Source organism: Thalassovita taeanensis (assembly GCF_900110775.1).
Taxonomy (GTDB): domain Bacteria; phylum Pseudomonadota; class Alphaproteobacteria; order Rhodobacterales; family Rhodobacteraceae; genus Litorimicrobium; species Litorimicrobium taeanense.
On record NZ_FOEP01000009.1, the window covers coordinates 1 to 23,918 of the forward strand.

A 23,918-nucleotide genomic window follows, 5' to 3' on the forward strand; every position below is an offset into this window, starting at 1 on the left:
ACGCGGGTCCATCATCATTACCTCGAACCTGCCCTTCGAGGAGTGGACCGAGGTCTTTGGCTCCGAGCGGCTGACAGGCGCACTGCTGGATCGCTTGACCCATCACGTCCACATTCTCGAGATGAACGGCGAAAGCTACAGGCTCAAACACAGCCGCAACAAACAACAATAATTAAAGCCCAATCCAGATCAGAACAATATTGGTCCAAGGGCCAACATGCGCTTTGGCACGCGTTAGCTATATGACAAGCACTCGCGCCAAAGCGCACGACAAACGATAACTCAGTGGACCAGTTTTACGCCGCGATCTGGCACCTTTTTACTCTGCGATTGACACTTAGTTCTGGGAAGGTGATCAGCAGTGCCATGATCACGACCTCGGCCAGCAAGAACCATGTGACGCCTTTGAAGATGTCCATCAGTGCGATCTGATCCCCAAGCACGCTTTTGACAACGAAAACATTCAGACCAACGGGCGGGGTTAGCAGCCCGATCTCGATCATCTTGACAACCAAAACACCAACCCAGATCAGGTTCATATCCAGTGCGGTAAACACCGGTAGCAGGATCGGCAGCGTGATCAGCATGATGCCGATCGGGTCCAAGAACATGCCCAGCACCAGATACATGCCGATCATGATCAGGATGATCACGAGAGGATCGGGATCAAGCTCGACGATCAGGGTGCCGACTTCGGCCGGAAGGCCGGTGATAGCGATGAATTTGGTGAACAGTGCCGCGCCGAGGGCGATGAAAAAGATGGTGGCCGAACTTTTGAGCGCATCCAGCAAGGAGTCGCGGATCACTGAAAAGTTGAGAGTGCCGCGCAGCAAGCAGAGCAGAAGCGTTGCAATCGAGCCGAGTGCGGCGGATTCCGTCGCGGTGGCAAAGCCGGTGAAAATGCTGCCAATAACCGTCAGGATAAGCAGTGGAACCGGCCAGATTTTTCCCAGAACAGCGAATTTTTCCCGCCACGAATATCGCGTATCGACGCGCGGCGCGATTTCGGGGTTCAGCAGAACGCGGCCAATAATGATGGCGATATAACACAACGCCGTCAGCAGGCCGGGAATGATGCCCGCGATCAGCAATTCGCCGATCGGCTGCTCGGTGTACCAGCCATAGATGACGAAGGCGATTGACGGCGGGATCAGCGCGCCAATCGTGCCCGACGCGGCGATCACTGAAGTGGCCAATGACGGGCTGTAACCTGCGCGCAGCATTTCTGGTGCGGCTAGACGCGACATCGCGGCGGTTGTTGCGATGCTGGAGCCAGAGGCGGATGCAAACATCGCGGTTGCGACATTGGTGGCGACGGCCAGTCCGCCGGGCAGGCGGCTGAGCCATATTTTGGCAGCCTCAAACAACGTGCTGGTCAGCCCGCCCCGATGTGCCAATGCGCCCATCAGCAGAAACATCGGGATCGCGCTGAGCGACCAGTGGGCGGCAAAGTCATACGGGATGCTGGCCATCGACGACCAGGCCGCGCGCGGGCTGCGCAAGATAGCGATACCGATGCAGGACAGCAGCGCCAGCGCCAGCGCAATCGGCATCCGTACCGCCAGCAGAAAGAAGAGAGCCGCGACAGCAATCGCGGTCGAAGTAAAAGGATCCATGCTCAGCGCCCCGTTTCAGTGGTGGAGGTGATGGCTTCGATCTCGTCTTGCGGAAAGCCGAAGCGGGAGATCGGTTCGGAAAGGGGGCGGCCTGTCAGAAGCAGGTGTCCGGCGCGAAATGTCGTCACCAAGAATGCCAGCGTCAGCGTGAGAAGGCTCAGCGCCAAAATCCATCGTGTCGGCCAAGTCAGTACTTCGAAAAACACTACGTCCAGCGTTTCATTCTGCGCGGTTTTGCGAAGCGCCAGTTTGATTGCGGCGTTGGTCCAGCCGGTGAGAAAGATAATGGCGACAGCGCCCACCGCAGTTTCGAGAAACGCCTTGGCCCGGGCCGAGGCGGACTGTGTGAACAGCTCTACCACGATATGGCCTGCATAAAGTTGTATCAGCGCGAGCGGTGGAAAAATCACACCGACCATATACCATGCCGAGACGATTTCGATGGTGCCGATAATCGGGCTGTTGAAAACCGTCCGCGCGATGACATCCGCGCCGATGTGAAACATCATCAGGATCATTGACAGCGCACCGACAAAGAATCCGGCAATCGCGACCGAGTAGACAGATTTTTCAAAGAGGTGGAAAGCGCGCATTGGGTATTCCAATCTGCTGATATGGCCACCCCGCTAGGGTGACCATGTCTGTGTTGTCAGGCTTGGCGTTTCAGGGCGCGCGCTTGTCGAAGATTTCCGTGCGCATCTTGTCGGCAAATGCCGCGTAGTCGTCGCCGGTCTCGTCGGCAATTGCGGCCCACTTATCCATCAGCGTGCGGAACTGAGCCGCCAGATCTGTCGCGTTGTCGATGCCCTTGGATTCCGCCTTTTCAATCACGCTTGTTGCGGCGGTGACCTGAGTGCGGGCGAAGGCTGCGACAAATGCATCGTCCGGTTGGATGTACTTCAAGCCACGCTCAACGGCCTGTGCCCGAATGCTTGAGGCTTCTTCAACCATCTGTTTGGCGATTCCAACGGTCATGTTGGGGATGTTGTCGTAGATGATTTTATGGGTGTCGGCGGACATGTCTTCCCAGACGTCCTGGTTGAAGACGACCAGATGAGCACCTTGGAAGGCGCCCAACGGCATATCGATGACGGTCGTCAAGGTGTCCCACAGGCTGTAGGATTCCAGCCAGAATTCCGCGCCGATTACACAATCAACAACGCCACGCTGCAGCGCCTCGAAGGTATCGGTAATTGGCATCGAAACCGGGGTCGCGCCCAGTTCGGCGGCGAACATGCCCCACGAGCTGGAGTAACGGATTTTCTTGCCAACAAGATCTGCCGTCGAGGAGATATCGCCATTACACATCATAAGGTAAGGCGAAATCGTACTGACCGCCATTGAAACGGCATTTGCATTTTCCAGATCTTCTTCACAGCCGGGGCAGTTCAGCATTTGTAGTTCGGTCATGGCCGCAGAACCCGCGAGAATACCTTTGCTTTCCATGCCCAGCCCATTGAGAAAGGCGCTGGTGGGCAACTGATCGGCCACATATGCGTCGGCCAGATAGCCGCTGGATACCAGCTCGTCGCCGATACCGGTCAGAACGGTTTTTGCGCTTACAACCGAGGATCCGGGTTGCGAGGTGAAGGTGATTCCACCGCCCGTTGCTTCGGTCACGGCTTTGGCGAAGGGATCGAAGCCGGACACAAGAATGCTGTGATTTATCGGCAGGTGCGAGCCATAAGTCAGGTCTGTGGCTTGCGCCGCGTCTGCGGACGCAAGGCCCAAGGAAAGTGTAAGTGCGGTTAGTAGCGCAGCCGAAGTCCGGCCCTTGGTCGCTGTTGTCATGGTTCCCTCCCAAAGTATTTCAGTATGGTGTGCAAGTATGTCGGACGCAGTTCTATGCGTGCTTCTTTCCCGATGGAGCGCTACGGCCAAAATGCTGCCGACGTTTATGGGCGTTTCAAATGCGTTCGATGACGGCGGCGCTGGCCATGCCGCCAGCAACGCAGAGCGTTACCAGGCCGATGGTTTTATTTTGGCGTTCAAGCTCGTCCAGAACGGTGCCGATTAACATCGCGCCCGTGGCGCCCAGCGGGTGCCCCAGCGCGATTGCCCCGCCATTTACATTGACGCGCTCTGGGTCGATCGCCAGCTCTTGCATCGCAAACAGCACGACCGAGGAGAACGCCTCGTTGATTTCAAAAAGATCGACGTCGGCAATCGTCATCCCGGCACGCTTCAAGGCCAACCGTGTGGCGGCGGCGGGGCCGGTCAGCATGATGGTTGGCTCTGATCCGATATGCGCCCAAGAGCGCAGCCGCGCGCGTTTTTCCGCGCCAATGCGTGCACCGACATCCGGCGATCCAAGCAAGACGGCTGCCGCTCCGTCGACGATCCCGCTGGAGTTTCCGCCGGTATGAACGTGGTTGATATATTCGACCGAAGGATAGCGCAGAATCGCACGTTGATCGAAACCCGACTGTCCGGGCGCGGCGAAGGCGGGTTTAAGCTTTGCCAGTGTGTCGACGGTTGTGTTCGGGCGGGGGTGTTCGTCCTTGGTCAGGGCAATCAGGCCCGCGTTATCGCTCACCGGGATGATAGATTTGTCAAACCGACCTTCGGAAATCGCGATCGCCGCGCGGGCTTGGCTTTGTGCCGCGTAGGTGTCGACGTCAATCCGGCTCATACCGTTGAGCGTGGCAATGAGATCAGCGCCGATACCTTGAGGCGCATAGTGGGTGATCAGCGTTTCACGCGGGTCCGAGGCCCAAGCGCCGCGATCCGAGCCCATTTCAACCCGCGACATATGTTCAATGCCAGAGCCGATGGCGAGCTCCAGCTGGCCACTGCCGATTTGCCCGGCGGCCGAACAGACCGCATCCAGCCCTGAACCGCAAAACCGGTTGACCTGTGATGCAGGCACTTCTTGCGGGTATCCGGCGGCGACAACGGCGGCTTTTGCGATGTCGGCCCCCTGCTCGCCCACCGGCACAGCGCAGCCCATTATGACGTCCTCGACCGGGGCGGCGGTAAAGTCATACCGCGTTGCCAGTGCGGCCAGTGGGGCCGCAGCCAGTCTAATTGGGCTGATCGGGGCCAGGCTTCCCATTCTTTTGCCGCGCGGGGTGCGTAGCGCATCGTAGATGATGATGTCAGTCATGGAATATTCTCAATGCAAATTACCGATCTGTATAGAGACGTAGACTCCACTCGGCAGTATTGCAACGCTAAAACCCAAAAGCATGGTGTTTAGGGTTGAAAACTCGCGCTCGCGCAGGAGCGCGCAATCGTTTTGCGACAGCACAAAACAGCGAGAGCGTCTTTGGAATTATCGGATTTAAATAAGCCGCACGACAGTCGTCGGGTCAGGTGGTTTCGACTGCGGTTGCAAAAACATAGCCTTCGCCATGAACCGCCTGAATAAGCGATGTCCCAGCGTTTTCCCCGTCAATTTTGCGGCGAAGGCGGGCGACATGTGCGTCGATTGCCCGGTCGGTCACGGTTGTGCTGTTGCCATAGAGCGCATCCATGATCTTGGCGCGTGCCAGAACTGTGCCTGCGCTTTCCGCAAGCGCCTTTAGCAGCGTGTATTCAGCGCCGGTCAATGGAATGGCGCGTTCATCGTCGATACCGCGCAGGCGGCGTTCAGAGATGTCCAGTTCAAGCCCCGCAAAGGTCATTTTTTGTGCGATCAAGGCCTGATCGGCCGCAGCATCGCGCAAGGCGGGTGCGCGGCGCAATACGGCCTTGATCCGGGCGAGAAGTTCGCGTGGCTCATAGGGCTTTGTGAGGTAATCATCGGCCCCGAGTTCAAGCCCGACAATACGGTCGAACACCTCGTCTCGTGCGGTCAACATAATGATCGGGGTCTGCGAAACCTGTCTGATTTTACGTGCAATTTCCAGCCCATCCTCGTCTGGAAGGTTCAGGTCCAACACGATCAGATCAAAGTCGGTGCGTGCCAAACTTGCATGGGTTTGCGCACCTGACGACGCTGTTTTCGCGGCGAAGCCGTGCTTGATCAGAAACCGGGACAAAAACGACGTAAGCTGCATATCGTCGTCAACGATCAGAATAGTTTGCGTCATGCTGCTTTCCCAATCTTCACATCGGATGCTATCATCGCACGTCCCGACCGTTTCGCAAGCGTTTCGCCGCAACTGCCCGAAAGCAAACATGACTTCTCAGGAAATTACCACCACGCGGTTCTATAATGTCGGCATTGCTGCGTTAATCTTGCTGTTGTTGACGGTGATGTTGGGTCTTTATCTTGGCGGCCAGACCCGTAGCCAGTTTCGCGAGGTTGAGGCCAGTTGGACAGACTATGACGGTGATGTCGGCCAAAAAGGTGTCTGGATCAGCTCTCTCCGGGGCTATCTGGGATACGGTGGGATCATCCACAACTTCAAAAACTATGTTCTTCGCGGCGCGCCTGAATATTTCGAGCGTACCGGCGAGCAGATCGAGCAGTTCAACGCCACCATGGCGCAGTATCTGGATGGCAATCCGCGCGAAGACGAGCGGACTGCTTTGTTGGCGATCCAGGCGATAATCGACCAATATGCGGCGAAACTTCCGGTGGCGCGTGACGCGGTGGCCAGAGGTTTGAGCTTGGAGCAGGTCGATGTGCTGGTTGCGGTTGACGATTCCAGGGCGATTCAGGCTCTGGTCGATCTTGAGGCTGTTTGGCAAACCTCGCGTGCTATCAGCACGTCGCGCATGTTCGCCGCGGTTGATCAGGGGCAGACGTTGATCCTGATCGGGTTCGTTTCGATTGGGTTGCTGGTTTTCGCGGCATTGTCGATTGGCGCACTTCTGATCATGATGTTGCGCGATATGCGGGGGTCGATGTCGCTGCTGTCGGATGAATTGGTCCGGCGGCGCAAGTTGGAACAATCCGAGGGCCGGTTGGCCAGCGCGGTTGAGCAAAGCCCATCAACGATTTTCATCACCGATACCCGTGGGCGGATACTGTATGCAAACCGCCGGTTTGCGCAGTTGACTGGGTGGACCAGCGCCGAGGTCGAGGGGAAAACGCCGAAGTTTCTGCAAACCGGTGACACCAAGCCCGAGGTGTACGAAGAAATCCGCAAGTGTCTGGGGCAGGGTAAGGAATGGCATGGCGTCTTTCGCAACCGCAAGAAGGATGGCGGAAGCTATTGGGTGGAAACCAAGATTCTGCCACTGATCGGGCCGGATGGGACCGTGCAAAACTTCATAGGTCTGGGTGAAGACGTGACCGAAAAGCGTCAGGCGCGCGAACAAGTGGCGCGCGCGCAGAAGCTGGAGGCGGTCGGGCTGCTGGCGGGTGGCATCGCGCATGATTTCAACAACGTGCTGACAACCATCGTGGGGGCGGCGCATCTGGCAGCACTGGATGCGCCCGAGGGGAGCGACATTGCGATGGAAATTGAGCAGATCGACATTGCGGCACAGCGGGCGCAAAGCCTTGTGCATGGTTTGCTGACCTTTGCGCGGCGCGAACCCGGTAAGCCTCAGGCCATAAACTTGTGTGATATCGTACGTGAAGTGACGCGCCTTTTGCGGGCTTCGTTACCGCCGACGATTCATATGACCTGTGCCGATGAACACGGGAAATTTCTGGTGATGGCCGACCATACCCACCTGCACCAAATCGTGATGAACCTGTGCCGGAACGCGGCCGAAGCGATCGGTGGGGCCGAAGGCAGCATCACGATCAGTGTGACAAAGCTCAGTCAAGGTTTGCTCGAAGATCAGAAGCCGCGCCCAGAGGGTTGGGTGCAACTTGAAATTCGCGACGATGGGCCGGGCATGTCTTTGGAAACCCGCAAGCATCTGTTTGATCCATTCTTTACCACCAAGCCGCTTGGCAAAGGATCTGGGTTGGGTCTTGTTGTTGTGGCAGGGTTGGTCGAAGAAATGGGCGGGACGATTTCAGTTGAAAGCGCACCCGGCGAAGGTGCGTGTTTCACGATTCGCCTGCCCGGAACGTCGCAGAGCGAGGCCGTTCCCGAAATCACGGCCAAAGATATTCCGCGCGGACACGAGCGGTTGATCCTTGTCGATGATCAACCCGAAATCGCAGCGACCTTCCGCAGGGTGTTGATGCGCCTTGGGTACCGGGTCGAGGCCTATACGTCTTCGGTAATCGCGCTCGAAAAAATGCGCGCCGACCCCAATGCCTTTGATCTGTTAATTACCGACATGGTGATGCCCGAGATGAACGGCGAGGTCCTTGCCAATCTCGTGCGCGATCATCGCGCGGATGTCCCGGTGATCATATGTACCGGATACAACCCATCCGGAATTTCGATCCAGGGGGCGCCTGTGATCGTTCTAAACAAGCCTATCGACCCGCTTGATCTGGCGCGGCAGATCCGGTGGGCACTGGATTCAGCCAAGGCTCATGCGGCGACGGTCCCCGCAGGCGCGCCGACCTGAGCGGTCACATTTCGTCACATCTTGTCACTCCCTGTCACGCTGACGGCAACATTTGTGCCTTTGGCCTGTCTTAGCATCGCTGTGAATGCCCGGCTCTGATCCTTTTGCGATCAGGCGGGCGACAAGGAAGGCGCTGCGGGCGTAAACCTGCCTGCGGTGTTTTCAAATCATAGCGGTCGATCGTGGATATCTTGCCACGGGGCCAGATTGGAGGCGCAAGATGATCCGAAAAATGACCCTAGTTGGCGCGATGCTGGCGGCCACAACGGCGGCGGCGCAGGATAGCGTGCCAATTCAGCCGATCGACGTGAACGCCGCGCGTGCCGAACTGGGCAAGCGCATGTTCTATGACACTCGCCTGTCAGGTGATACGAACTTGGCCTGTGCCAGCTGCCATGACCCGGAAAAGGGGTTCAGCGATGGCGAAGCCCTGTCGCAGGCCTATACCGGGGCCGGACACTTTCGCAACTCTCCGACTCTGGCCAACGTCGGGTACCGCGCTGCATGGATGCATGATGGCCGTTTGGGCACGAACCTGAACGACGTCGCACGCGAGATGATCACCGAAACCTACCTGATGAACATGGATATGCGCATCATGCAGGAGCGGATGAAGCAGGATCCCAAATATGTCGAGATGTTCGCCGCCGCAGGCATGTCCGAGCCGTCGAATGGCGGTGCGCGCAACGCGCTGATGGATTTCATGAAAACTATCGTCTCGCGCGGTGCGCCTGTTGATACTGGCGACCTGTCCGAGGCCGCCACCCGTGGTCAGGCGATATTCGAAGGCAAAGGCAATTGCGCCAGTTGCCACGTCGGCCCGCGCTATACCGACGATCAGCCGCACAACATCGGCGTCGCGGATAACCCTGACATCTGGGCCGATGCAGAGCGCCATTCGGCCTTCGTGACCTATGCCAAGTTCATGGGTGTCGAAAACTATATGAACCTGCGCGAAGATCTGGGGGCTTATATCCGCAACCACCGCCCCGAAACCAAGCGCAGCTTTCTGACGCCAACCCTGCGCGAACTGACGTGGACTGCGCCCTATATGCACAACGGCACCATTGAGACCCTGGCAGGCGTGGTTGATTTTTATAACGCAGGTGGCGGGGACGACCCCCTCAAGGATGAAAGTCTCAAGCCGCTTGGCCTGAGCGACGGCGAGAAGGCCGATCTGGTGGCCTATCTCGAGGCGCTATCGGGCGAGAGCTTTGACACCGACGCCTATGTCTGGCGCGAGGACGACTTCGATTACACGGTGATCGAAGACTGGCGCAACGTAAAGAATTAAGGAGCCGGACGATGAAAAAAACTCCCGCAATCATTCTGAGTGCTGCGCTGCTGGCAGCCGGGCCTCTTGTGGCCGAAACGGCGCGCCCGGATGGCTTGGCTGCACTTGGTCAGCCGCCTATTCCGGCAGATAACCCAATGAGCCCGGAAAAAATCGCATTGGGTGAAAAACTGTTCTTCGACCCGATCCTTTCGGGTAATTACAGCATGCCGTGTTCGTCTTGCCACCTGCCCGAAGCAGGGTGGGCCGTTCAGGCGCCTATCAGCTTTGGCTATCCAGGCACGACGCATTGGCGCAACAGTCAGACGGTCATCAACTCGGCGTATTACGGCAAGTTGTTCTGGGCCGGTTCTTCCGGTTCGCTGGAACATCAGGCGCGCTCGGCCGCGCGCGGTGGCGTGGCAGGCAACGGCGAAGATGACATGATGGAAGCGCGTCTGGCCTTTGTGCCGGAATATCGCGAGGCCTTTGCAGATGTCTTTGGCGATGACTGGCCGAATATTCGCCACGCCTATAATGCGATCGCCGCATATGAGCGTACGCTGGTGCAGACCGACACGCCGTTCGACAACTATATGAACGGCGACGACGCGGCCCTGACCGAGCAACAAAAACGCGGGATGGACCTGTTCACCGGCAAAGCGAACTGCGTGAGCTGTCACAGCGGCCCGCTGCTGTCGAACGAGAAGTACTATAACCTTGGCGTTCCGCCCTACAGCGGTTGGGACGATGATGAGATCGCCCAAATCACCTTCCGGTTCGAGCTTTATGGCAAGGGATCGACCGAAGAGATGTATCGTTCGACCAAGGACGATCCCGGTCTCTATTTCCGCACTAAGGAAAAGTCCGACAAGGGCAAGTTCCGCGTGCCGAGCTTGCGGTACACCAAATACACCTACCCCTACATGCACAACGGCATGCTTGAAACGCTGCGCGATGTTGTGGAGTTCTACAACGCCGGTGGGGGCGAGAATGAATTTGCCGCCAACAAGACCGCGATGGTTCAGCCCCTTGGCCTGAATGACGGCGAAATTGACGACATCGTGGCCTTCCTCGAAAGCCTGAGCGGCGACGAAATCCTGATCGAAGAACCCGATCTTCCCGAAATGCAGCCGCTGCCTGCGGCTGCCAATAATTGAACAGGAGCCAGTGAGATGAGCGAACTTGATCCGAAAATCGTCGCCGCCATCAATGGCGAAAACGGCGAGGCCCAAAAAGCGGGCACTCGTAAATGCCTGATGAGCCGACGGCAGTTTCTGCTGACCAGCGGGTTGACCACCACCGTCGTGATGGTCGGCATTCCCGGTATGTCTGAGGCCGAAACGCCGGCGGTGGTGTCGACCTATCCGCGCAAATTCATCGCCAAGCTGAGCGATCTGAAAACAGACGAGCCATTCGATTTCGAATACCCGGACGAGGGTCAATTTGCGGAATCAATTCTGGTCAAGCTTGGCCAGAAAGCTGGCGGTGGGATCGGCCCCGATCAGGACATCGTGGCCTTCAACTATACCTGCACCCACCAAGGCGGGCCGCTGCAAGGGACGTATCAGGCTGCCGACAAGGCGCTTGGCCCCTGTCCGCTGCACCTGACCACGTTTGATCTGACGCGCCACGGGATCTTTATCGCGGGGCAAGCCTATCAGTCGCTGCCGCAGGTGCTTCTCGAAGTTGACGGTGATGATGTCTACGCCGTCGGCATGTTTGGCCTGATTTACGGCCGTTTTGACAATCTTCAGGGCTAAGGAGGAACACCCATGTCCACACCATATTATGTCCCCGAAGAGTCTGTCCCTCTGCCGCCGGTTGATGCTGATGTGATCTCGACTGCCTGCGACTATTGCATTGTCGCTTGTGGTTACAAGGTCTATCGCTGGCCGGTGCGCGGGGGACACAACGGCGGCCCGATGGCCGATCAGAACGCCTTTGGCGAGGATTTCCCGGTCAACCCGCTGGGCCCGTGGATCGCGCCCAATCAGCACAATATCGTGCTGCACAATGGCGAGCCGCATCACGTGGTTATCATCCCTGACAAAGACGCCGAGTTTGTGAACCCGATGGGCAACTCGTCGATCCGTGGTGGTGCGATTGCGCAGAAGGTTTACAATCCGCAGACCCCAACACGCGACCGTCTCAAATCCCCAATGGTGCGCATGTTTGGCGTGCTGATGCCGGTGACCTGGGATTTCGCGCTGGATATTGCGGCCGAGGTTGGCAACTACGTACTGAGAAAACACGGCACCAATGCTTACGGCGTCAAGACATTCTCGTATGGCTATATGGAAAACACTTATGCCATCACCAAGTATGCTCTGGGCAATGTGAACACCGCGAATTTCACCTTCCACGACACGCCGTCGGATGTGACTTCGACCCCCGGATTCCGCGATGCGGGTTTCGATAACTTCGGCCCCAGTTATGATGACTGGGCCGAGGCTGACACCCTGATGATGTGCGGCACCGACCCCTATGAGACCAAGACGATCCTGTTCACGGATCACATCATGCCGGCAATCCAGAACGGTCAAAAGGCGATATTCATGGTGCCGCGCCGCTCTACCGGAACGGCATTCGCTGAAAAGAACGGTGGCATGGTGCTTGATATCCAGCCCGGAACCGACTTGCCGGTGGTGTTGGCCATCGCCCGCGTGATTGTTGAAAACGGCTGGCAGGATGACGAGTGGATCGAGAAGTGGGTCAACAACAAATGGGAAAGCTCGTCAGGCTTTGGTCAGGGTACCCGGAACACGCCGTGGCAATGGCGCACGACCTGGGGCAAATTCCAGACCAAGGGCTTTGAAGACTGGAAAGAATGGCTGTTGGCGCAGGACTATTCGGTGCCTGAAAAAGCTGCCGAGATCGCCCAGATTGATGTTCAGAAAATCTATACTGCTGCTGAATGGATGGCCAAGCCCAAGGCCGACGGCACACGCCCCAAGACTTCGATCATGATCGAAAAGGGCTTCTATTGGTCCAACAACACGGGCAACACTCAGGCGATTTCCGCTTTGGGGATTGCAGTTGGGGCTGGCGGACGTCCGGGTCAGGTTATCGGCCGGGCCGGTGGTCACCAGCGTGGCGGCCTGCGTGGTGGTGGATATCCGCGCAACAAGTCACCAGAGAAGCTGCCGGGTCGTCGCCGTCGCGCGATGGATACCGACCGGTATTTTATGGCGGGCCACACCCGTCTGGCACATGTCATCGGCACCACGTGGGTGCAGGCGATGTGCGGCAGCCAATCCTTGCAGGCCAAGTTCGAGGAACAGACCGTGCGCAACCCGCATCAGGTCATGTCGTTCGACAAGCAAGAGATCATCGACACCCTGAAGGCCCGCGCCGACAGTGGCGGCACGGTGGTCTGGGATCAGGATATCTATCTGGTTGATCCGATCGGTGCGCGCTATGCCGATATCGTCTTCCCAGCCTCGGGCTGGGGCGAGGATACGTTCACCCGCGCCAATGGCGAACGCCGTCTGCGGCTTTACCCGAAATTCTATGATGCGCCAGGCGAGGCGAAACCGGATTGGTGGATCATCGCGCAGCTGTCGAAGAAGATGGGTTTCGAAGGGTTTGACTGGAAGAACTCGAACGATGTCATTGAAGAGGGCGCGCGCCATTCGCGAGGCTCGCGTAAGGATTTCAACATGGTTCTGGTCGCGGCCCGTCGCGAAGGCAAAACCCTGCACGAGAAGCTGGGAGAGTTTGGCACCAACGGCATTCAGGGCCCGGTCCTGATGCTTGAGGATGGCTCGCTGGAAGGCACCAAGCGCTTGCACGACACAACGCGCAAACTGCCCGAAACCGGTCCTTCTGCTGGCAACATGTTCAACAAGAAGCTGACCCATTTCAACACCCAGACTGGCAAGTGCAACATTCAGAAGGCGCCGTGGGATCTGTTCAGTTCCTATTGGGAATGGCTGAAGCCGCGCGAGGGTGAGATCTGGATTTCGTCCGGGCGGATCAACGAGCGCTGGCAATCCGGGTATGACGACCGTCGTCGCCCCTATATCGTGCAGCGCTGGCCGGAAAACTGGATCGAGATCCACCCTTCGGTGGCCGAGGCTCGAGGCATCGAAAGCGGTGACTATGTGCAGGTCTATTCGGATCGTATCCCGGTGCAGACCGACACGATTGTTGGAGTCGAGGGCAGTGATTTTGACTTCGATTCGCTGTTGAAAAACGGTCATATCGAGCTGACCAAAGCGTCGATCACTGCCGTTGCCATCGTGACCCCTGCGGTCAAGGAGAACCTTGGTTACATGGACTTCCTGCATACCTCGCAGCCGGCGAATGCCTTGTCAGGGCGCGTGGTCGACTGGATTAGCGGCAACTACAACTACAAGATGGGTGTCGGCATGGTGCGCAAGATGGGTGAGAGCCCATACAAGTCGCAGTTTCGCTCGATGTCCTTTGCGCGTCGCGATATCGCCTGATCTGCGCTTCCGCATCTGGCCCCTTTGGGCCGGATGCCACTTCTTTTACAACCGATTGCGCAAGGAGGTTCGGCACCATGCTGACCCGGCTTTCCACTAACTCTGCTGAGCGGCCTGACCCGGTGCCTGCCTTTCTGGCGCATCTGGCCTCGGACAATGATGTTTTGCGTACGGGGGCCGTGCGCGCCTTGGCGGCCCGCGCCCCGAATGATGAACGCGCCCGCGTGGCCCTTTTGGATTCATTGCTGGATCAGGACGCGGATGTGCGTAGTGACGCAATGGAGGCGCTGGCCCGGTTTGCCCGCATCGAAGACGCAGAGACCATTCGGGCATCCCTGATCGGCGATCCGGTGCGCGAGATAAAACTGGCGGCGATCCCGCTTCTTGCCGCTTTGGGTGATCACGGCTCTGTGCCGCTGCTTCGCGCCCTGACCGAATCGCGGGACGAAGAAAACGTCGCGTGGGAAGACGACATCGGCGTCTGGGATGACTGGCTTGATGTGCAAAAAGCCGCAATCGCGGCACTTGGCGCTCTCAAGGCCGAGGACGCCATTCAAGATATTCTGAGTGCGCGCGACGACGAATTTGGCCAGAACCTTGATATCCCGGCGTTCCGCGCGTTGGCTGACATGGGTGGCGAAGGCGTTGTCTGGCTTTTGTCAGTTGCCAAGACCGAAGGTGGGCTGGCGCGAAAACGCGCGCTCGAAATTTTGGGTCAGGCCGATGCCAACGCATTGCGGGATCATCTTGATTTTCTGCTGGGTGATGACATGCCGGACGTGCGCCTGTTGGTCCTGCCTTTGCTTGACGCCAGCGATGATAGAGCGACGTATTTGGCGCTGAATGATCCGGATGCCAGCGTGCGCCGCGCCGCACTTGTGCAGTTCGGCGAGGAACGGCCCGAGCTTGCATCAGCCAGCCTTGCGGATCGTGATGAAGCGGTTCAGGCCGAGGCGCTTGCATTGCTCAAGCTGCCGCTGGCCGAAGATGTTCGGGCCGCGTTGGTCGCAAATATGTCCGCGTGGTTGTCCGTTGCGGATGCAGCATTGGCAACCGCAACGGCCAAGCTCTGGTTGCGGTTGGGGGCAGGTCAATCGACCGAGCCTCTGATTGAACTGGTTCGCAACACAGACCGCCCGCTCGAGGCGCGGATTGCAGCAGTGGATGCGCTGGCGGGTCTTGGCGATACGGTCGCAACCGAACGCATGATCTCATTCCTCGGGAATGAGGCGCAGCAGGTGCGCGCAGTCGCCCTGACGCACCTTGCGACGTTTGCCCGGAACGGCGACGCGACTGCGGAGCACGCGCTCGCGCTTGCAATTGATGGTGTACTTCTTGCCCCGGAAAAAGCTGTGATCACTCGCAAAGACGATCCAATCGGCACTGATGTCTCGGCTGCCAAGGATGATGATGCGGGCTCGCCACGCTTACGGATAACGCCCGAAGGAGATGTTGTTGATGCTGCGGATCTGCCTGCCAGATCTGATTTTCCGTCAACGCTTGAAGTCATCCAATTCAATAGGATCCAGCAATCGCCCAAAGACGATGCTGCAGACGCGGCAGAAGAGACACCTGAAGAAACCGCCCCGAAACGTCGTAAACGGCGCGCGGTTGAGGGGCCAGACATGGTGGCGGATGATCTTGCGCGCACTGCCCTTAGGATCGCGGCGGATGTTGCCGGTGCCCGCATCGACGCGGCGGTTCTAAGCGCCACAGAATCCGCAGATGATGCGCAGCGGCTGGAAGGCTACCGCGCACTTGCGAGCCGCGTCGCCAATATCGGGCTATACGATGCGGCGCTTGGTCGGGCCTATACCGGGATGATGGACCGGCAGGCCGCTGTCCGCTCGCTGGCGGCAAAAATTGCGACCTATGATACGGGATCGACTGAAGCGCTCGAGGCTCTGTTGAGCGACGAAGACCCGTTGGTGCGTGCTGTGGTCGTACGGTCTGTGCCCGATGAGAAAAGGCTCGCAGGGTTTCTTGCTGATCCAGCGCTGGTTGTGCGCAAAGCAGCATTGGCGCGACTGCTCAAGACCCCCGGTCCGACCGTGGCATCGCAAATCGTTGATCAGCTTCTGCATGCGGAACGGATCGATACGCTGAGTCTGGCGATCAACTTCTCACCGGACGTTCTTGATATGGCGCTGCACCGTATTTCGGACCCGACATTGGAGATTCGGAAAACACACGTGCTTTTGCAAAGCTTGGTGCAACCCGAAACGGCCGGTTCGGAGATGATATGAAAACCTCACTGTACCAGAGTCAGATTGTGACAGGCCCATATGCCGCCACAGTCTCGGATACCGCCACTTACGGTCAGTTTCGTGACTTGACCGCGAAATGGGTCACATTTCTGTCGGAGAAACGGGAGCTTATGCTCGTCGGGTTTCCGATGCCAAAGACGCACGATATTGATCAGGGGCTATGGTCGTTGGCGCGTGCCCTGCGCGATGCGGGCGTGCGGATCGAAGGCCATATTCAATTGCGGGGCGCAACGCAGGGCGACTGCAATTGCCGGGAAATGAACCTTGTCGACCTCAGCGATGACAGCCGAAGCCGGATTTCCGAAAACCGCGGTCCGCGGGCGCGGGGGTGCCACCTTGATTGGGCGGCCCTGACCGCAGCGGCGGCGGCGCTTCAGGCCCGGATCGCGCAGGGAACGGATATTGTTGTCGTCAACAGGTTCGGCCGCGCCGAGGCCGAAGGCGCCGGTATGCGCGGCGTCATTTCCGACGCCTTGTCCAGTGGCGCGAGGGTCGTGGTGGGATACCGACCAGACTATGCCGAGGCTTGGGCGGCCTTTCATGGCGGTATGGCGCAGGACCTGCCGATGTAAGACCAACTGGTGGCACGTAGTCATCATGAGGTGAATGGCGTGCAATTCTTGTGTAGCCGCGCTTCAGCGCTCCATCAGCGTTTCTTTGACCCGGCGCCGCATGATTTTGTTTGCACCGCTTTTGGGAAGTTCGGGCCATATCTCCAACGCGCGCGGGCGTTTGTATCCGCTCAGGTGGGTCTGTGCGTGCAGCAAAATCGCTTCGACCTCAAGATCGGGGCGCCCGGCCACCACGGCGACAACCCGCTCGCCCCACCGCTCGTCTGGTAGCCCGACAACGGCGGCTTCGACCACGCCGGGAAACCGCAAAAGAACGTCCTCAACCTCGGAGGGATAGATGTTGAAACCGCCCGAGATGAACATATCATTCTTGCGGTCCACGATATAGTAGAACCCGTCTTCGTCCATATAGCCAATGTCGCCGGTCCGCAGCCAGCCATCGCGAATGGCCTCGGCAGTTTTTTCGGGTCGATTCCAATACCCAGCCATCAACTGAACGCCTCGGCATACGATCTCGCCGCGTTCATTTGGCGGCAACGGCTGATCATTTTCATCGAAAATCGCGACGTCAACCATCGTATAGGGCCGCCCGCAAGAGCCGACGCGATCATGGTGTTCCGGGGCAAGTTGGGTGATGGCCATCGGGTTTTCCGCCTGGCCGTAGGTCTGCGCCAGAACGCGGCCAAACCGCTGCTCCAACCGCTCCACCAACCCGGAGGAGATCGAAGAAGCACCATAGACGATTCTGCGAAATTGGTCTTTGCAGCTGTCAACTTTGGGATCTTCCATGATCATGGCAAGCATGGTCGGAACCAGAAATGTCATGCTGGCGCCGGAACGCTCGGCCAAATCCAGAAAATCAGATGTGTTGAATTTCTGCATAACCAATGAATGCGCGCCGCGGCAAATACAGGGCAGAAAGAACGCTCCCGACGCGTGCGAGATCGGTGCCGCATGCAGGAAAGTATCGCCCTGACGCAGATCGGGGATAAGGTCCGTCAGCAACGCGCTGATCTCCATCAGCTCGCAGCGGGTGGTCAGGTTCACGGCTTTGGCTTTGCCGGTCGTGCCGCCGGTGAACGCAAATCGAAGCGGGGCATCGAGCGGGCGTTCGATCTGGCAAGGGGATGGATCGCCCGTCGAAATCATGTCACGAAGCTGCTCGAGGTTGATCTGGAAGTCGGCGGTCAGATCGGGAAACCCGGATTGGATGATGGCGCGCGCGCCGCCTTCGCTTAGTTTGTGTTCGTGATCCGTGACCGCTTCGCGCGCGTTCAACTGAACCCGGACAAGACCCGCCTTTGCCAGCGCGTAATAGGCGACCAGGCAGTCAATCGTGTTGGGCAACAGAACACCGACGCGGTCCCCCGGGCGCAACCCAATGGCACTAAGTGCATTTCCGACGCGATCCGTCGCTTGGTCGAACTCCCTGAAGCTCAGCGTTCGATCATCCTCGGTGATGCAAGGTGCGTCGCCAAAGTTCACACCGGCACGTCGGATCAGGGCCCCAATTTCCATTCTGTCTGTCCTATCGGCTTAAAATTCGGCCGCAACGGCGGCATGTTTGTGATGTGGCTCAGCTGTAGGTTGCCTGCATGGATTTGCGACCGCTGTGATTGGCGCACCACACTTGGCTTTGCCCGTCTGTCATCGCGTTGCCTAGGTAAAATGGTGTACTGTCGATCAGTGGGGCCAGACCGCGATAGCTGAATGTCGCAGGCGCGCCGCCCTTCAGTTTGGCAGCCTCGTTCATAAGCAACGTGGCTTGCAGAGGCCCGTGAACGACAAGCCCGGAATATCCCTCTTCGCGGATCGCATAGTCGCGATCATAGTGAATGCGATGACCGTTGAACGTAAGCGCGGAGTAACGAAACAACATGACGGGATCAGCGATGATCGCGCCGGGCTGTGCTGGGTGGGTTTCAGCGGCAGGCGGCGGGGCGTTGCTTTTGTCCTTATAGACGATGTTTTGGATTTCGCGGGTCGTCAGAGTGTCGGCAACCATGCAGTCGTGTTCGACCGTGACGAAAACCAAAGCGCCGCTTTTACCGGTTTTCAAGGATACATCGGTGATGCGCGAATGGCGTGTAACGTGGTCTTGATCGCGTAGTGGTGCATGAAACTGCACCTCGCCACCGGCCCACATCCGCGACGGCAGGGGCACCGGCGGCAGGAAGCCACCGCGCTTGGGGTGGCCATCGGCACCGATTTGAGTGGGTGGTGCGGTCATCGGGGCAAGACACCAATGCAGCCCAAGTGGCGCGGTGTCGCCAGTTGGGTAAAGGTGGTCGCCAAAGGTGGCGCGAAACCGGCCGATCAACGAGGCGGTGATGACATCGCTATGCGCTTCGGTCTTGCCGATCCAGCCGCGTAGGTGGTCGATATCAAGCGGTGTCATTTCAAGGCCTCCATCCGGGCGATGATGTTTCTGGCGCGCATGATGACGGGGGCGTCAACCATGGTGCCATCCAGCACGCGGGCGGCGCCGTCTTGACTGCTGTCCAGCACACGCGTGGCCCAGTCCAGCGCCTCGGGCTTGGGTGCGAAGCCTTGTTTCGCCGGGGTGATCTGGGCCGGGTGGATCAGCAATTTCCCAGCGAAACCCAGCGAAGAGCCATAGGCGGCATCGCCCTGAATTTCCGCCGCATCATTGATAGAGGTTGTAACTCCATCCAACGGGCTTGGCTGATCCGCCAGACGCGCGGCCAGCACAACCTGAGACCGGGCGAAAAGCAGTGCCTCGCGGCTGTGTTCACACCCAAGATCGGCGCAATAATCGATGGACCCGAAGGCAATTCGGTCGGAATTTCGCGCAATGTCGCGCACGTTATCCAGCCCTCTTGCGGTTTCGACCAAGGCAATCAGGTATTGGTCAGACGGCAGGGCAGCGCGGACCCGCGCCAGCCCAGCGGCGGTTTCTGCCTTTGGCAAGACCACGCCGGCAATCGCCAGATCCGAGATCAATGCCAGATCATCTTGATGCCAGACGGTATCGGCGGCGTTGATCCGCAGGAACGTTGCCACCGGATGGGCCTCCGACAGAGCGGCCCTGACCTGCCCTCGCGCCGCCACCTTGCCAGCCTCGGCAACAGCATCCTCCAGATCGACAATGATCGTGTCGGTTCCAGTGGCGCGCGCCTTGGCGATGCGTTCGGGTCTGTTCCCCGGTACGAACAGAGGAAACGAAAATGCCGGGAGCGGGGGGCGAGAGGGCGTTGTCATTGCTTGCTCAGAACGATCTGGGCAGGCCGAGGATATGCTCGGCCACATAGGACAGGATCAGGTTGGTCGAGATCGGCGCGACCTGATACAACCGGGTCTCGCGGAACTTGCGTTCGATGTCATATTCCTGCGCAAAGCCGAAACCGCCATGGGTCTGCAAGCATGTATTGGCCGCCTCCCATGACGCATCCGCCGCCAGCAGTTTGGCCATGTTTGCCTGCGCTCCACAGTCAACGCCCGCATCAAAGCGGCGGCATGCCTCGAAGCGCATGAGATTTGCCGCCTCGACATTCACATAAGCCCGCGCGAGCGGGAACTGCACGCCTTGGTTCTGGCCGATGGGCCGATCAAAAACGATGCGCTCACCGGCATAGGCCGTGGCTTTTTCCAAAAACCAGTAACCGTCGCCAATACATTCGGCGGCGATCAGCGTGCGTTCGGCGTTCAGCCCCGACAGGATGCAGCGAAAGCCCTTACCCTCTTCGCCGATCATGTTTTCGGCCGGGATTTCAAGGTTGTCGAAGAACACCTCGTTGGTTTCATGGCCGACAAGATTGGAAATCGGCTGGATTGTCATGCCGTTGCCCATTGCTTGCTTCAGATCGACGATGAAGACCGAAAGCCCATCGGATTTGCGCTTCACGTCGGCCAGCGGGGTGGTGCGTGCCAGAAGGATCATCAGGTCGGAATGCTGGATACGGCTGATCCAGACCTTCTGACCGTTTATCACATATTTGTCGCCCTTGCGCACAGCCGTGGTTTTCAGCTTGGTCGTGTCGGTGCCTGTTGTCGGCTCGGTCACGGCCATGGATTGCAGGCGCAGTTCGCCGCTGGCAATTTTTGGCAGATACAGCTTTTTCTGTTCTTCCGATCCATGGTGCAGCAGCGTGCCCATATTGTACATCTGGCCGTGGCAGTGACCCGCGTTGCCGCCGCCACGGTTGACTTCTTCCATGATGACCGAGGCTTCGGTAAGCCCCAACCCCGACCCGCCATATTCCTCGGGGATCATTGCGGCCATCCAGCCGGCCTTGGTCAGCGCATTGACGAATTCCTCGGGATAGGTTTCTTCGGCGCCGTGCTTGCGGTGGTACTCGGCGGGAAATTCGGCGCAAAGCGCGCGCATCGCATCGCGCAGGTCATCGTGATCGGTGGGGGCGGATGTTTGCAAGGCTATGTCTCCTTTGAAGGGGCCAGTCGGGCGCGGGTCTCTGCGCTCAGCCCAAGTTCTGTGAAAATGTCTTCGGTTTGATCACCCAGACCGGGAACTGCCTCCATGACAGGAGACCAGCCCTTTCCAGTGATCGGGGTCAGGGCAGGCACTTCGCCTGCGCTGGTTTCAACGTTTTGCCACCTGTCGCGCGCGCTCAGCTGTGGGTGGGCCCATAATTCTTTGATCGTACGCACCTCGGCGGTGGCGATGGCGGCGCGGTTCAGCCGCTCCATCGCGCTTTTCGATGTCATCTGGGTTAACGCGGCATTGATCGCAGCGGTGATCGCCTCGCGATGCGTTGCCCGACCTTCATTGCCCCGAAATCGGGGGTCATCCGCCATCTCTGGGTTCTCCAGAACCTCATGGCAGAAAGACGCCCACTCACGGTCGTTCTGGATGCCGAATAGAACTGTGCCATCCTGTGTGGGAAAGGGGCCGTAGGGAAAGATCGAGGCATGTCCGGCACCCGCGCGGGGCGGCGGTGGAGCGCCATCGTAACCGAAATACATCGGGTACCCCATCCATTCGGCCATCGCCTCAAGCATAGAGACCTCGATGTGATCGCCGACGCCGGTCCTGGCGCGGTTCAGCAGCGCCGCAAGAATAGAATGATAGGCCGTGACCCCGGCGGCAATATCCGCGACCGAAATTCCAGATTTCGTGAGCGTGTCGGGCGTGCCCGTTACCGACAGAAACCCTGCTTCGGCCTGAATGAGCAGGTCATAGGCCTTTCGGTCCCCATAAGGTCCGTCTTCGCCGAAGCCCGAAATCGAGCAGGTTACAAGGCGCGGGTTATTCGCACGCAATTCCGCTTCGTCCAGCCCCAGACGATTGGCGGCACCCGGCGCGAGGTTCTGGATAAACACATCGGCCCGCGCGATCAGCTTCTTCACGACAGCAACCGCTTCGGGGTTTTTCAGGTCCAGCGCCAGACTTTCCTTGGACCGGTTGCACCACACAAAATGACTGGAAAGCCCATTCACGCGGGTATCGTAGTGTCGAGCAAAATCGCCGCCGTCGGGGCGTTCAACCTTGATCACCCGCGCGCCCTGATCGGCCAGCATCCGCGCACAATAGGGGGCGGCGATGGCCTGTTCGATACTGACAACAAGGATGTCGTCCAGCGGGCGCGGCCCGATTGGCGGGGCTTGTGTCATTTTGCGGCGCCGTGTGCAGATGGACCGCTGGCTTCCAGGATCTCTTCTTCGGTGCGTTGCCAGAGCTCGAATGCGATGGGGTTGGTGGATTCCTCAAGTATATGTCCGACCAGCCCGATGGACCGGGCCATGACCCCAAAGCCACGGACGATTTCCCAAGGAAATCCAAACTCGCAACATATCGCGCCGATGGCGCCGGTGGCATTGATTGGCAGTGCCTTGCCCGAGGCGGCTTCTGCCTCTTTCTGGATCAGCTCGATAAGCGCGATATATTCACCCGATTTTCCGTTCTGCGCGGCAATCTCGAACAGGCGCGGCGTGCGTGGATCGACGGGTTTGTGCAGTGGATGCCCCAGCCCCGGCACAATCGCTGCGCGCGCGCGAAAGTCGGCAACCGTCTGCTTAGCGATCACCTCAAGGTCGGCGCCGGTGCCCAGTTGGTCGGGCGGAAGTACATCATAGAGCATCTTTGCCGCGCCCTCCATCGAGCCGACAAAGACCGATCCCAAACCGCACAGCCCAGCCGCGACCGCCGCCTGAAGCGATTCTGGCGCTCCCATATAGGTGATGCGGGCGGCCATCGCTGAGGGGGTGATGCCATGCTCGACCAGCGCAACCAAGATGGCGTTGAAAACGGTGGATTCTTCGGCGCTGGGTTGGCGATGGGCCAGCAACAAGAAGGCCATATCGCCGAGGTTCATATGCCCCAGAATCTCGCTTGGCAGATCCATCCCCCGGACATTGATCTGGTCGGGTGTACTCCAGCCGATATCCGAAGTTAGTCTGTCTGTGCGCTTTGGCATCTGCGATACTCGCTTTCGGTTGACCCGGGTCAGATGGGATCCCAAGAGAAGACGTCCGCCGACACGTCAAGATCGTGAAAGCTGGCACGCAAGGCGGGAATCGCATGGTCGGCGATGCTGTCGGCCGACCAGCCGTCAGAGCGGTGGACCGAGCGGACGGGACGCGGCTGGCTGATCAGGAATATCTCATTGTTGCGGACCGAGAAAATCTGACCGGTGACATCACTGGAGCGGTCGCCGGACAGATAGATCACCAGCGGCGCAATCTTCGCGGCTTTCATTTCCTTGAGCTTTGCCACGCGGGCCTCTTGCTCGGCGCTGTCGACCTTGATGGCAGAAGTCATCCGGCTCCAGGCGAAAGGTGCCACGCAATTGGAGCGCACGCCCCAACGCTGCATATCCAAGGCGATGGATTTGGAAAGCGCCGCAATCCCCATTTTGGCGGCAGAGTAGTTTGCCTGCGCCAAGTTGCCGATCAGCCCGGAGGTTGAGGTCATATGGATGAACGAGCCAGACTGCTGAGCCTTATAGACCTCTGCAGCGGCGCGGCTGACGTTGAAGCTGCCATAGAGATGGACCTTCAGCACAGCGTCGAAATCTTTTTCATCCATCTTGTGGAAAAAGCCGTCGCGGGTGATGCCAGCGTTGTTGACCACCGAATCCAGTCGTCCATATTCAGACATCGTTTCGGCGATCATGTTGCGGGCGGCTTCTGGGTCGCTTACGCTGTCAGTATTGGCCAATGCTTTGCCGCCCATGGCGGTGATTTCATCGACTACCGCCTGTGCTGCGCCGCCTGTCAGGGTGTCGCCACTCAGGCTTGCACCGATGTCATTCACCACAACAGCAGCGCCTTCTGCCGCTGCCGCCAGCGCGATATCTCGCCCAATGCCACCGCCTGCGCCTGTCACCAGAATAACTTTGCCGTCCAACATGCTTTTCTCCTAATTCTTCGTTTTTATCCGGCACGCACTG

Annotated in this window: 20 protein-coding genes; 8 read left to right on the plus strand and 12 right to left on the minus strand. The window is 58.6% G+C overall.

The window, feature by feature from the left end; genetic code table 11:
- A partial coding sequence (locus tag BSF79_RS12595; RefSeq protein ID WP_175545323.1) for an ATP-binding protein occupies nt 1-172 on the plus strand: 172 nt, incomplete at its 5' end.
- Between the two features lie 124 nt (nt 173-296).
- On the opposite strand, the gene BSF79_RS12600 is transcribed toward BSF79_RS12595, so the two are convergent.
- The 5 genes from BSF79_RS12600 to BSF79_RS12620 form a co-directional block, all read right to left on the minus strand.
- A complete protein-coding gene (locus BSF79_RS12600) occupies nt 297-1,616 on the minus strand; it encodes a TRAP transporter large permease (RefSeq protein ID WP_090270182.1) in 1,320 nt (439 codons plus the stop codon).
- Nucleotides 1,617-1,618: 2 nt separating this feature from the next.
- The gene (locus BSF79_RS12605; protein WP_090270183.1) at nt 1,619-2,209 is read right to left on the minus strand and encodes a TRAP transporter small permease; all 591 of its coding nucleotides are present in this window, start codon (nt 2,207-2,209) and stop codon (nt 1,619-1,621) included.
- 70 nt (nt 2,210-2,279) lie between these two features.
- Entirely contained in the window at nt 2,280-3,497 is a 1,218-nt protein-coding gene (dctP, locus tag BSF79_RS12610; RefSeq protein WP_139246438.1) for a TRAP transporter substrate-binding protein DctP, read from the minus strand.
- Nucleotides 3,498-3,522: 25 nt separating this feature from the next.
- Nucleotides 3,523-4,722 (minus strand): acetyl-CoA C-acetyltransferase, encoded by a 1,200-nt coding sequence (locus BSF79_RS12615; RefSeq protein ID WP_090270185.1) that lies wholly within the window; start codon nt 4,720-4,722, stop codon nt 3,523-3,525.
- A 205-nt stretch (nt 4,723-4,927) separates the two neighbouring features.
- On the minus strand, nt 4,928-5,650 hold the full coding sequence (locus BSF79_RS12620; RefSeq protein WP_090270186.1) for a response regulator: 723 nt from the start codon (nt 5,648-5,650) through the stop codon (nt 4,928-4,930).
- An 88-nt stretch (nt 5,651-5,738) separates the two neighbouring features.
- Here BSF79_RS12620 and BSF79_RS12625 point away from each other — a divergent pair, with 88 nt between their 5' ends.
- From BSF79_RS12625 to BSF79_RS12655, 7 genes are all read left to right on the plus strand, one after another.
- A complete protein-coding gene (locus tag BSF79_RS12625) occupies nt 5,739-7,985 on the plus strand; it encodes a hybrid sensor histidine kinase/response regulator (protein WP_175545324.1) in 2,247 nt (748 codons plus the stop codon).
- A gap of 220 nt (nt 7,986-8,205) precedes the next feature.
- Nucleotides 8,206-9,279, plus strand: coding sequence for a cytochrome-c peroxidase (locus BSF79_RS12630; protein ID WP_090270188.1), 1,074 nt, complete (start codon nt 8,206-8,208; stop codon nt 9,277-9,279).
- Nucleotides 9,280-9,290: 11 nt separating this feature from the next.
- Nucleotides 9,291-10,418: a cytochrome-c peroxidase gene (locus tag BSF79_RS12635; RefSeq protein ID WP_090270189.1), complete on the plus strand. Its 1,128-nt coding sequence runs from the start codon at nt 9,291-9,293 to the stop codon at nt 10,416-10,418.
- 15 nt (nt 10,419-10,433) lie between these two features.
- The gene (locus tag BSF79_RS12640; RefSeq protein WP_090270190.1) at nt 10,434-11,021 is read left to right on the plus strand and encodes an arsenate reductase (azurin) small subunit; all 588 of its coding nucleotides are present in this window, start codon (nt 10,434-10,436) and stop codon (nt 11,019-11,021) included.
- Nucleotides 11,022-11,033: 12 nt separating this feature from the next.
- Complete coding sequence (locus BSF79_RS12645) at nt 11,034-13,709, plus strand: arsenate reductase (azurin) large subunit (protein ID WP_090270191.1); 2,676 nt, start codon at nt 11,034-11,036, stop codon at nt 13,707-13,709.
- A 77-nt stretch (nt 13,710-13,786) separates the two neighbouring features.
- Nucleotides 13,787-15,955 (plus strand): hypothetical protein, encoded by a 2,169-nt coding sequence (locus BSF79_RS12650; RefSeq protein ID WP_090270192.1) that lies wholly within the window; start codon nt 13,787-13,789, stop codon nt 15,953-15,955.
- Nucleotides 15,952-16,548 carry a DUF2478 domain-containing protein gene (locus BSF79_RS12655; protein WP_090270193.1) on the plus strand — a complete coding sequence of 199 codons (597 nt, stop codon included), beginning with the start codon at nt 15,952-15,954 and terminating at the stop codon, nt 16,546-16,548. The genes BSF79_RS12650 and BSF79_RS12655 overlap by 4 nt, the downstream gene beginning before the upstream one ends.
- Nucleotides 16,549-16,611: 63 nt before the next feature.
- Here the strand turns inward: BSF79_RS12655 and BSF79_RS12660 are convergent, their stop codons facing one another.
- From BSF79_RS12660 to BSF79_RS12690, 7 genes are read right to left on the minus strand one after another with little or no spacing between them, the layout of a single operon-like run.
- The gene (locus tag BSF79_RS12660) at nt 16,612-18,066 is read right to left on the minus strand and encodes a class I adenylate-forming enzyme family protein (RefSeq protein ID WP_090270194.1); all 1,455 of its coding nucleotides are present in this window, start codon (nt 18,064-18,066) and stop codon (nt 16,612-16,614) included.
- Nucleotides 18,067-18,124: 58 nt separating this feature from the next.
- Nucleotides 18,125-18,946, minus strand: coding sequence for an HTD2 family dehydratase (locus BSF79_RS12665; RefSeq protein WP_090270195.1), 822 nt, complete (start codon nt 18,944-18,946; stop codon nt 18,125-18,127).
- Nucleotides 18,943-19,770 carry an HpcH/HpaI aldolase/citrate lyase family protein gene (locus tag BSF79_RS12670; RefSeq protein WP_090270196.1) on the minus strand — a complete coding sequence of 276 codons (828 nt, stop codon included), beginning with the start codon at nt 19,768-19,770 and terminating at the stop codon, nt 18,943-18,945. The genes BSF79_RS12665 and BSF79_RS12670 overlap by 4 nt, the downstream gene beginning before the upstream one ends.
- A gap of 7 nt (nt 19,771-19,777) precedes the next feature.
- Nucleotides 19,778-20,941 (minus strand): acyl-CoA dehydrogenase family protein, encoded by a 1,164-nt coding sequence (locus tag BSF79_RS12675; RefSeq protein ID WP_090270197.1) that lies wholly within the window; start codon nt 20,939-20,941, stop codon nt 19,778-19,780.
- A gap of 2 nt (nt 20,942-20,943) precedes the next feature.
- The gene (locus BSF79_RS12680) at nt 20,944-22,140 is read right to left on the minus strand and encodes a CaiB/BaiF CoA transferase family protein (RefSeq protein ID WP_090270198.1); all 1,197 of its coding nucleotides are present in this window, start codon (nt 22,138-22,140) and stop codon (nt 20,944-20,946) included.
- Nucleotides 22,137-22,943, minus strand: a complete 807-nt coding sequence (locus BSF79_RS12685) for a citryl-CoA lyase (protein ID WP_090270199.1) — start codon at nt 22,941-22,943, stop codon at nt 22,137-22,139. The genes BSF79_RS12680 and BSF79_RS12685 overlap by 4 nt, the downstream gene beginning before the upstream one ends.
- A 29-nt stretch (nt 22,944-22,972) precedes the next feature.
- Complete coding sequence (locus BSF79_RS12690; RefSeq protein WP_090270200.1) at nt 22,973-23,878, minus strand: SDR family NAD(P)-dependent oxidoreductase; 906 nt, start codon at nt 23,876-23,878, stop codon at nt 22,973-22,975.
- Between the last annotated feature and the right edge of the window lie 40 nt (nt 23,879-23,918).

Excerpts from the sequence above, each read along its gene's own strand:
- BSF79_RS12600 (WP_090270182.1), bottom strand. The coding sequence starts at position 1,616 with ATGGATCCTTTTACTTCGACCGCGATTGCTGTCGCGGCTCTCTTCTTT.
- BSF79_RS12605 (WP_090270183.1), bottom strand. The coding sequence starts at position 2,209 with ATGCGCGCTTTCCACCTCTTTGAAAAATCTGTCTACTCGGTCGCGATT.
- BSF79_RS12615 (WP_090270185.1), bottom strand. The coding sequence starts at position 4,722 with ATGACTGACATCATCATCTACGATGCGCTACGCACCCCGCGCGGCAAA.
- BSF79_RS12620 (WP_090270186.1), bottom strand. The coding sequence starts at position 5,650 with ATGACGCAAACTATTCTGATCGTTGACGACGATATGCAGCTTACGTCG.
- BSF79_RS12625 (WP_175545324.1), top strand. The coding sequence starts at position 5,739 with ATGACTTCTCAGGAAATTACCACCACGCGGTTCTATAATGTCGGCATT.
- BSF79_RS12630 (WP_090270188.1), top strand. The coding sequence starts at position 8,206 with ATGATCCGAAAAATGACCCTAGTTGGCGCGATGCTGGCGGCCACAACG.
- BSF79_RS12635 (WP_090270189.1), top strand. The coding sequence starts at position 9,291 with ATGAAAAAAACTCCCGCAATCATTCTGAGTGCTGCGCTGCTGGCAGCC.
- BSF79_RS12640 (WP_090270190.1), top strand. The coding sequence starts at position 10,434 with ATGAGCGAACTTGATCCGAAAATCGTCGCCGCCATCAATGGCGAAAAC.
- BSF79_RS12645 (WP_090270191.1), top strand. The coding sequence starts at position 11,034 with ATGTCCACACCATATTATGTCCCCGAAGAGTCTGTCCCTCTGCCGCCG.
- BSF79_RS12650 (WP_090270192.1), top strand. The coding sequence starts at position 13,787 with ATGCTGACCCGGCTTTCCACTAACTCTGCTGAGCGGCCTGACCCGGTG.
- BSF79_RS12655 (WP_090270193.1), top strand. The coding sequence starts at position 15,952 with ATGAAAACCTCACTGTACCAGAGTCAGATTGTGACAGGCCCATATGCC.
- BSF79_RS12660 (WP_090270194.1), bottom strand. The coding sequence starts at position 18,066 with ATGGAAATTGGGGCCCTGATCCGACGTGCCGGTGTGAACTTTGGCGAC.
- BSF79_RS12665 (WP_090270195.1), bottom strand. The coding sequence starts at position 18,946 with ATGACACCGCTTGATATCGACCACCTACGCGGCTGGATCGGCAAGACC.
- BSF79_RS12670 (WP_090270196.1), bottom strand. The coding sequence starts at position 19,770 with ATGACAACGCCCTCTCGCCCCCCGCTCCCGGCATTTTCGTTTCCTCTG.
- BSF79_RS12680 (WP_090270198.1), bottom strand. The coding sequence starts at position 22,140 with ATGACACAAGCCCCGCCAATCGGGCCGCGCCCGCTGGACGACATCCTT.
- BSF79_RS12685 (WP_090270199.1), bottom strand. The coding sequence starts at position 22,943 with ATGCCAAAGCGCACAGACAGACTAACTTCGGATATCGGCTGGAGTACA.
- BSF79_RS12690 (WP_090270200.1), bottom strand. The coding sequence starts at position 23,878 with ATGTTGGACGGCAAAGTTATTCTGGTGACAGGCGCAGGCGGTGGCATT.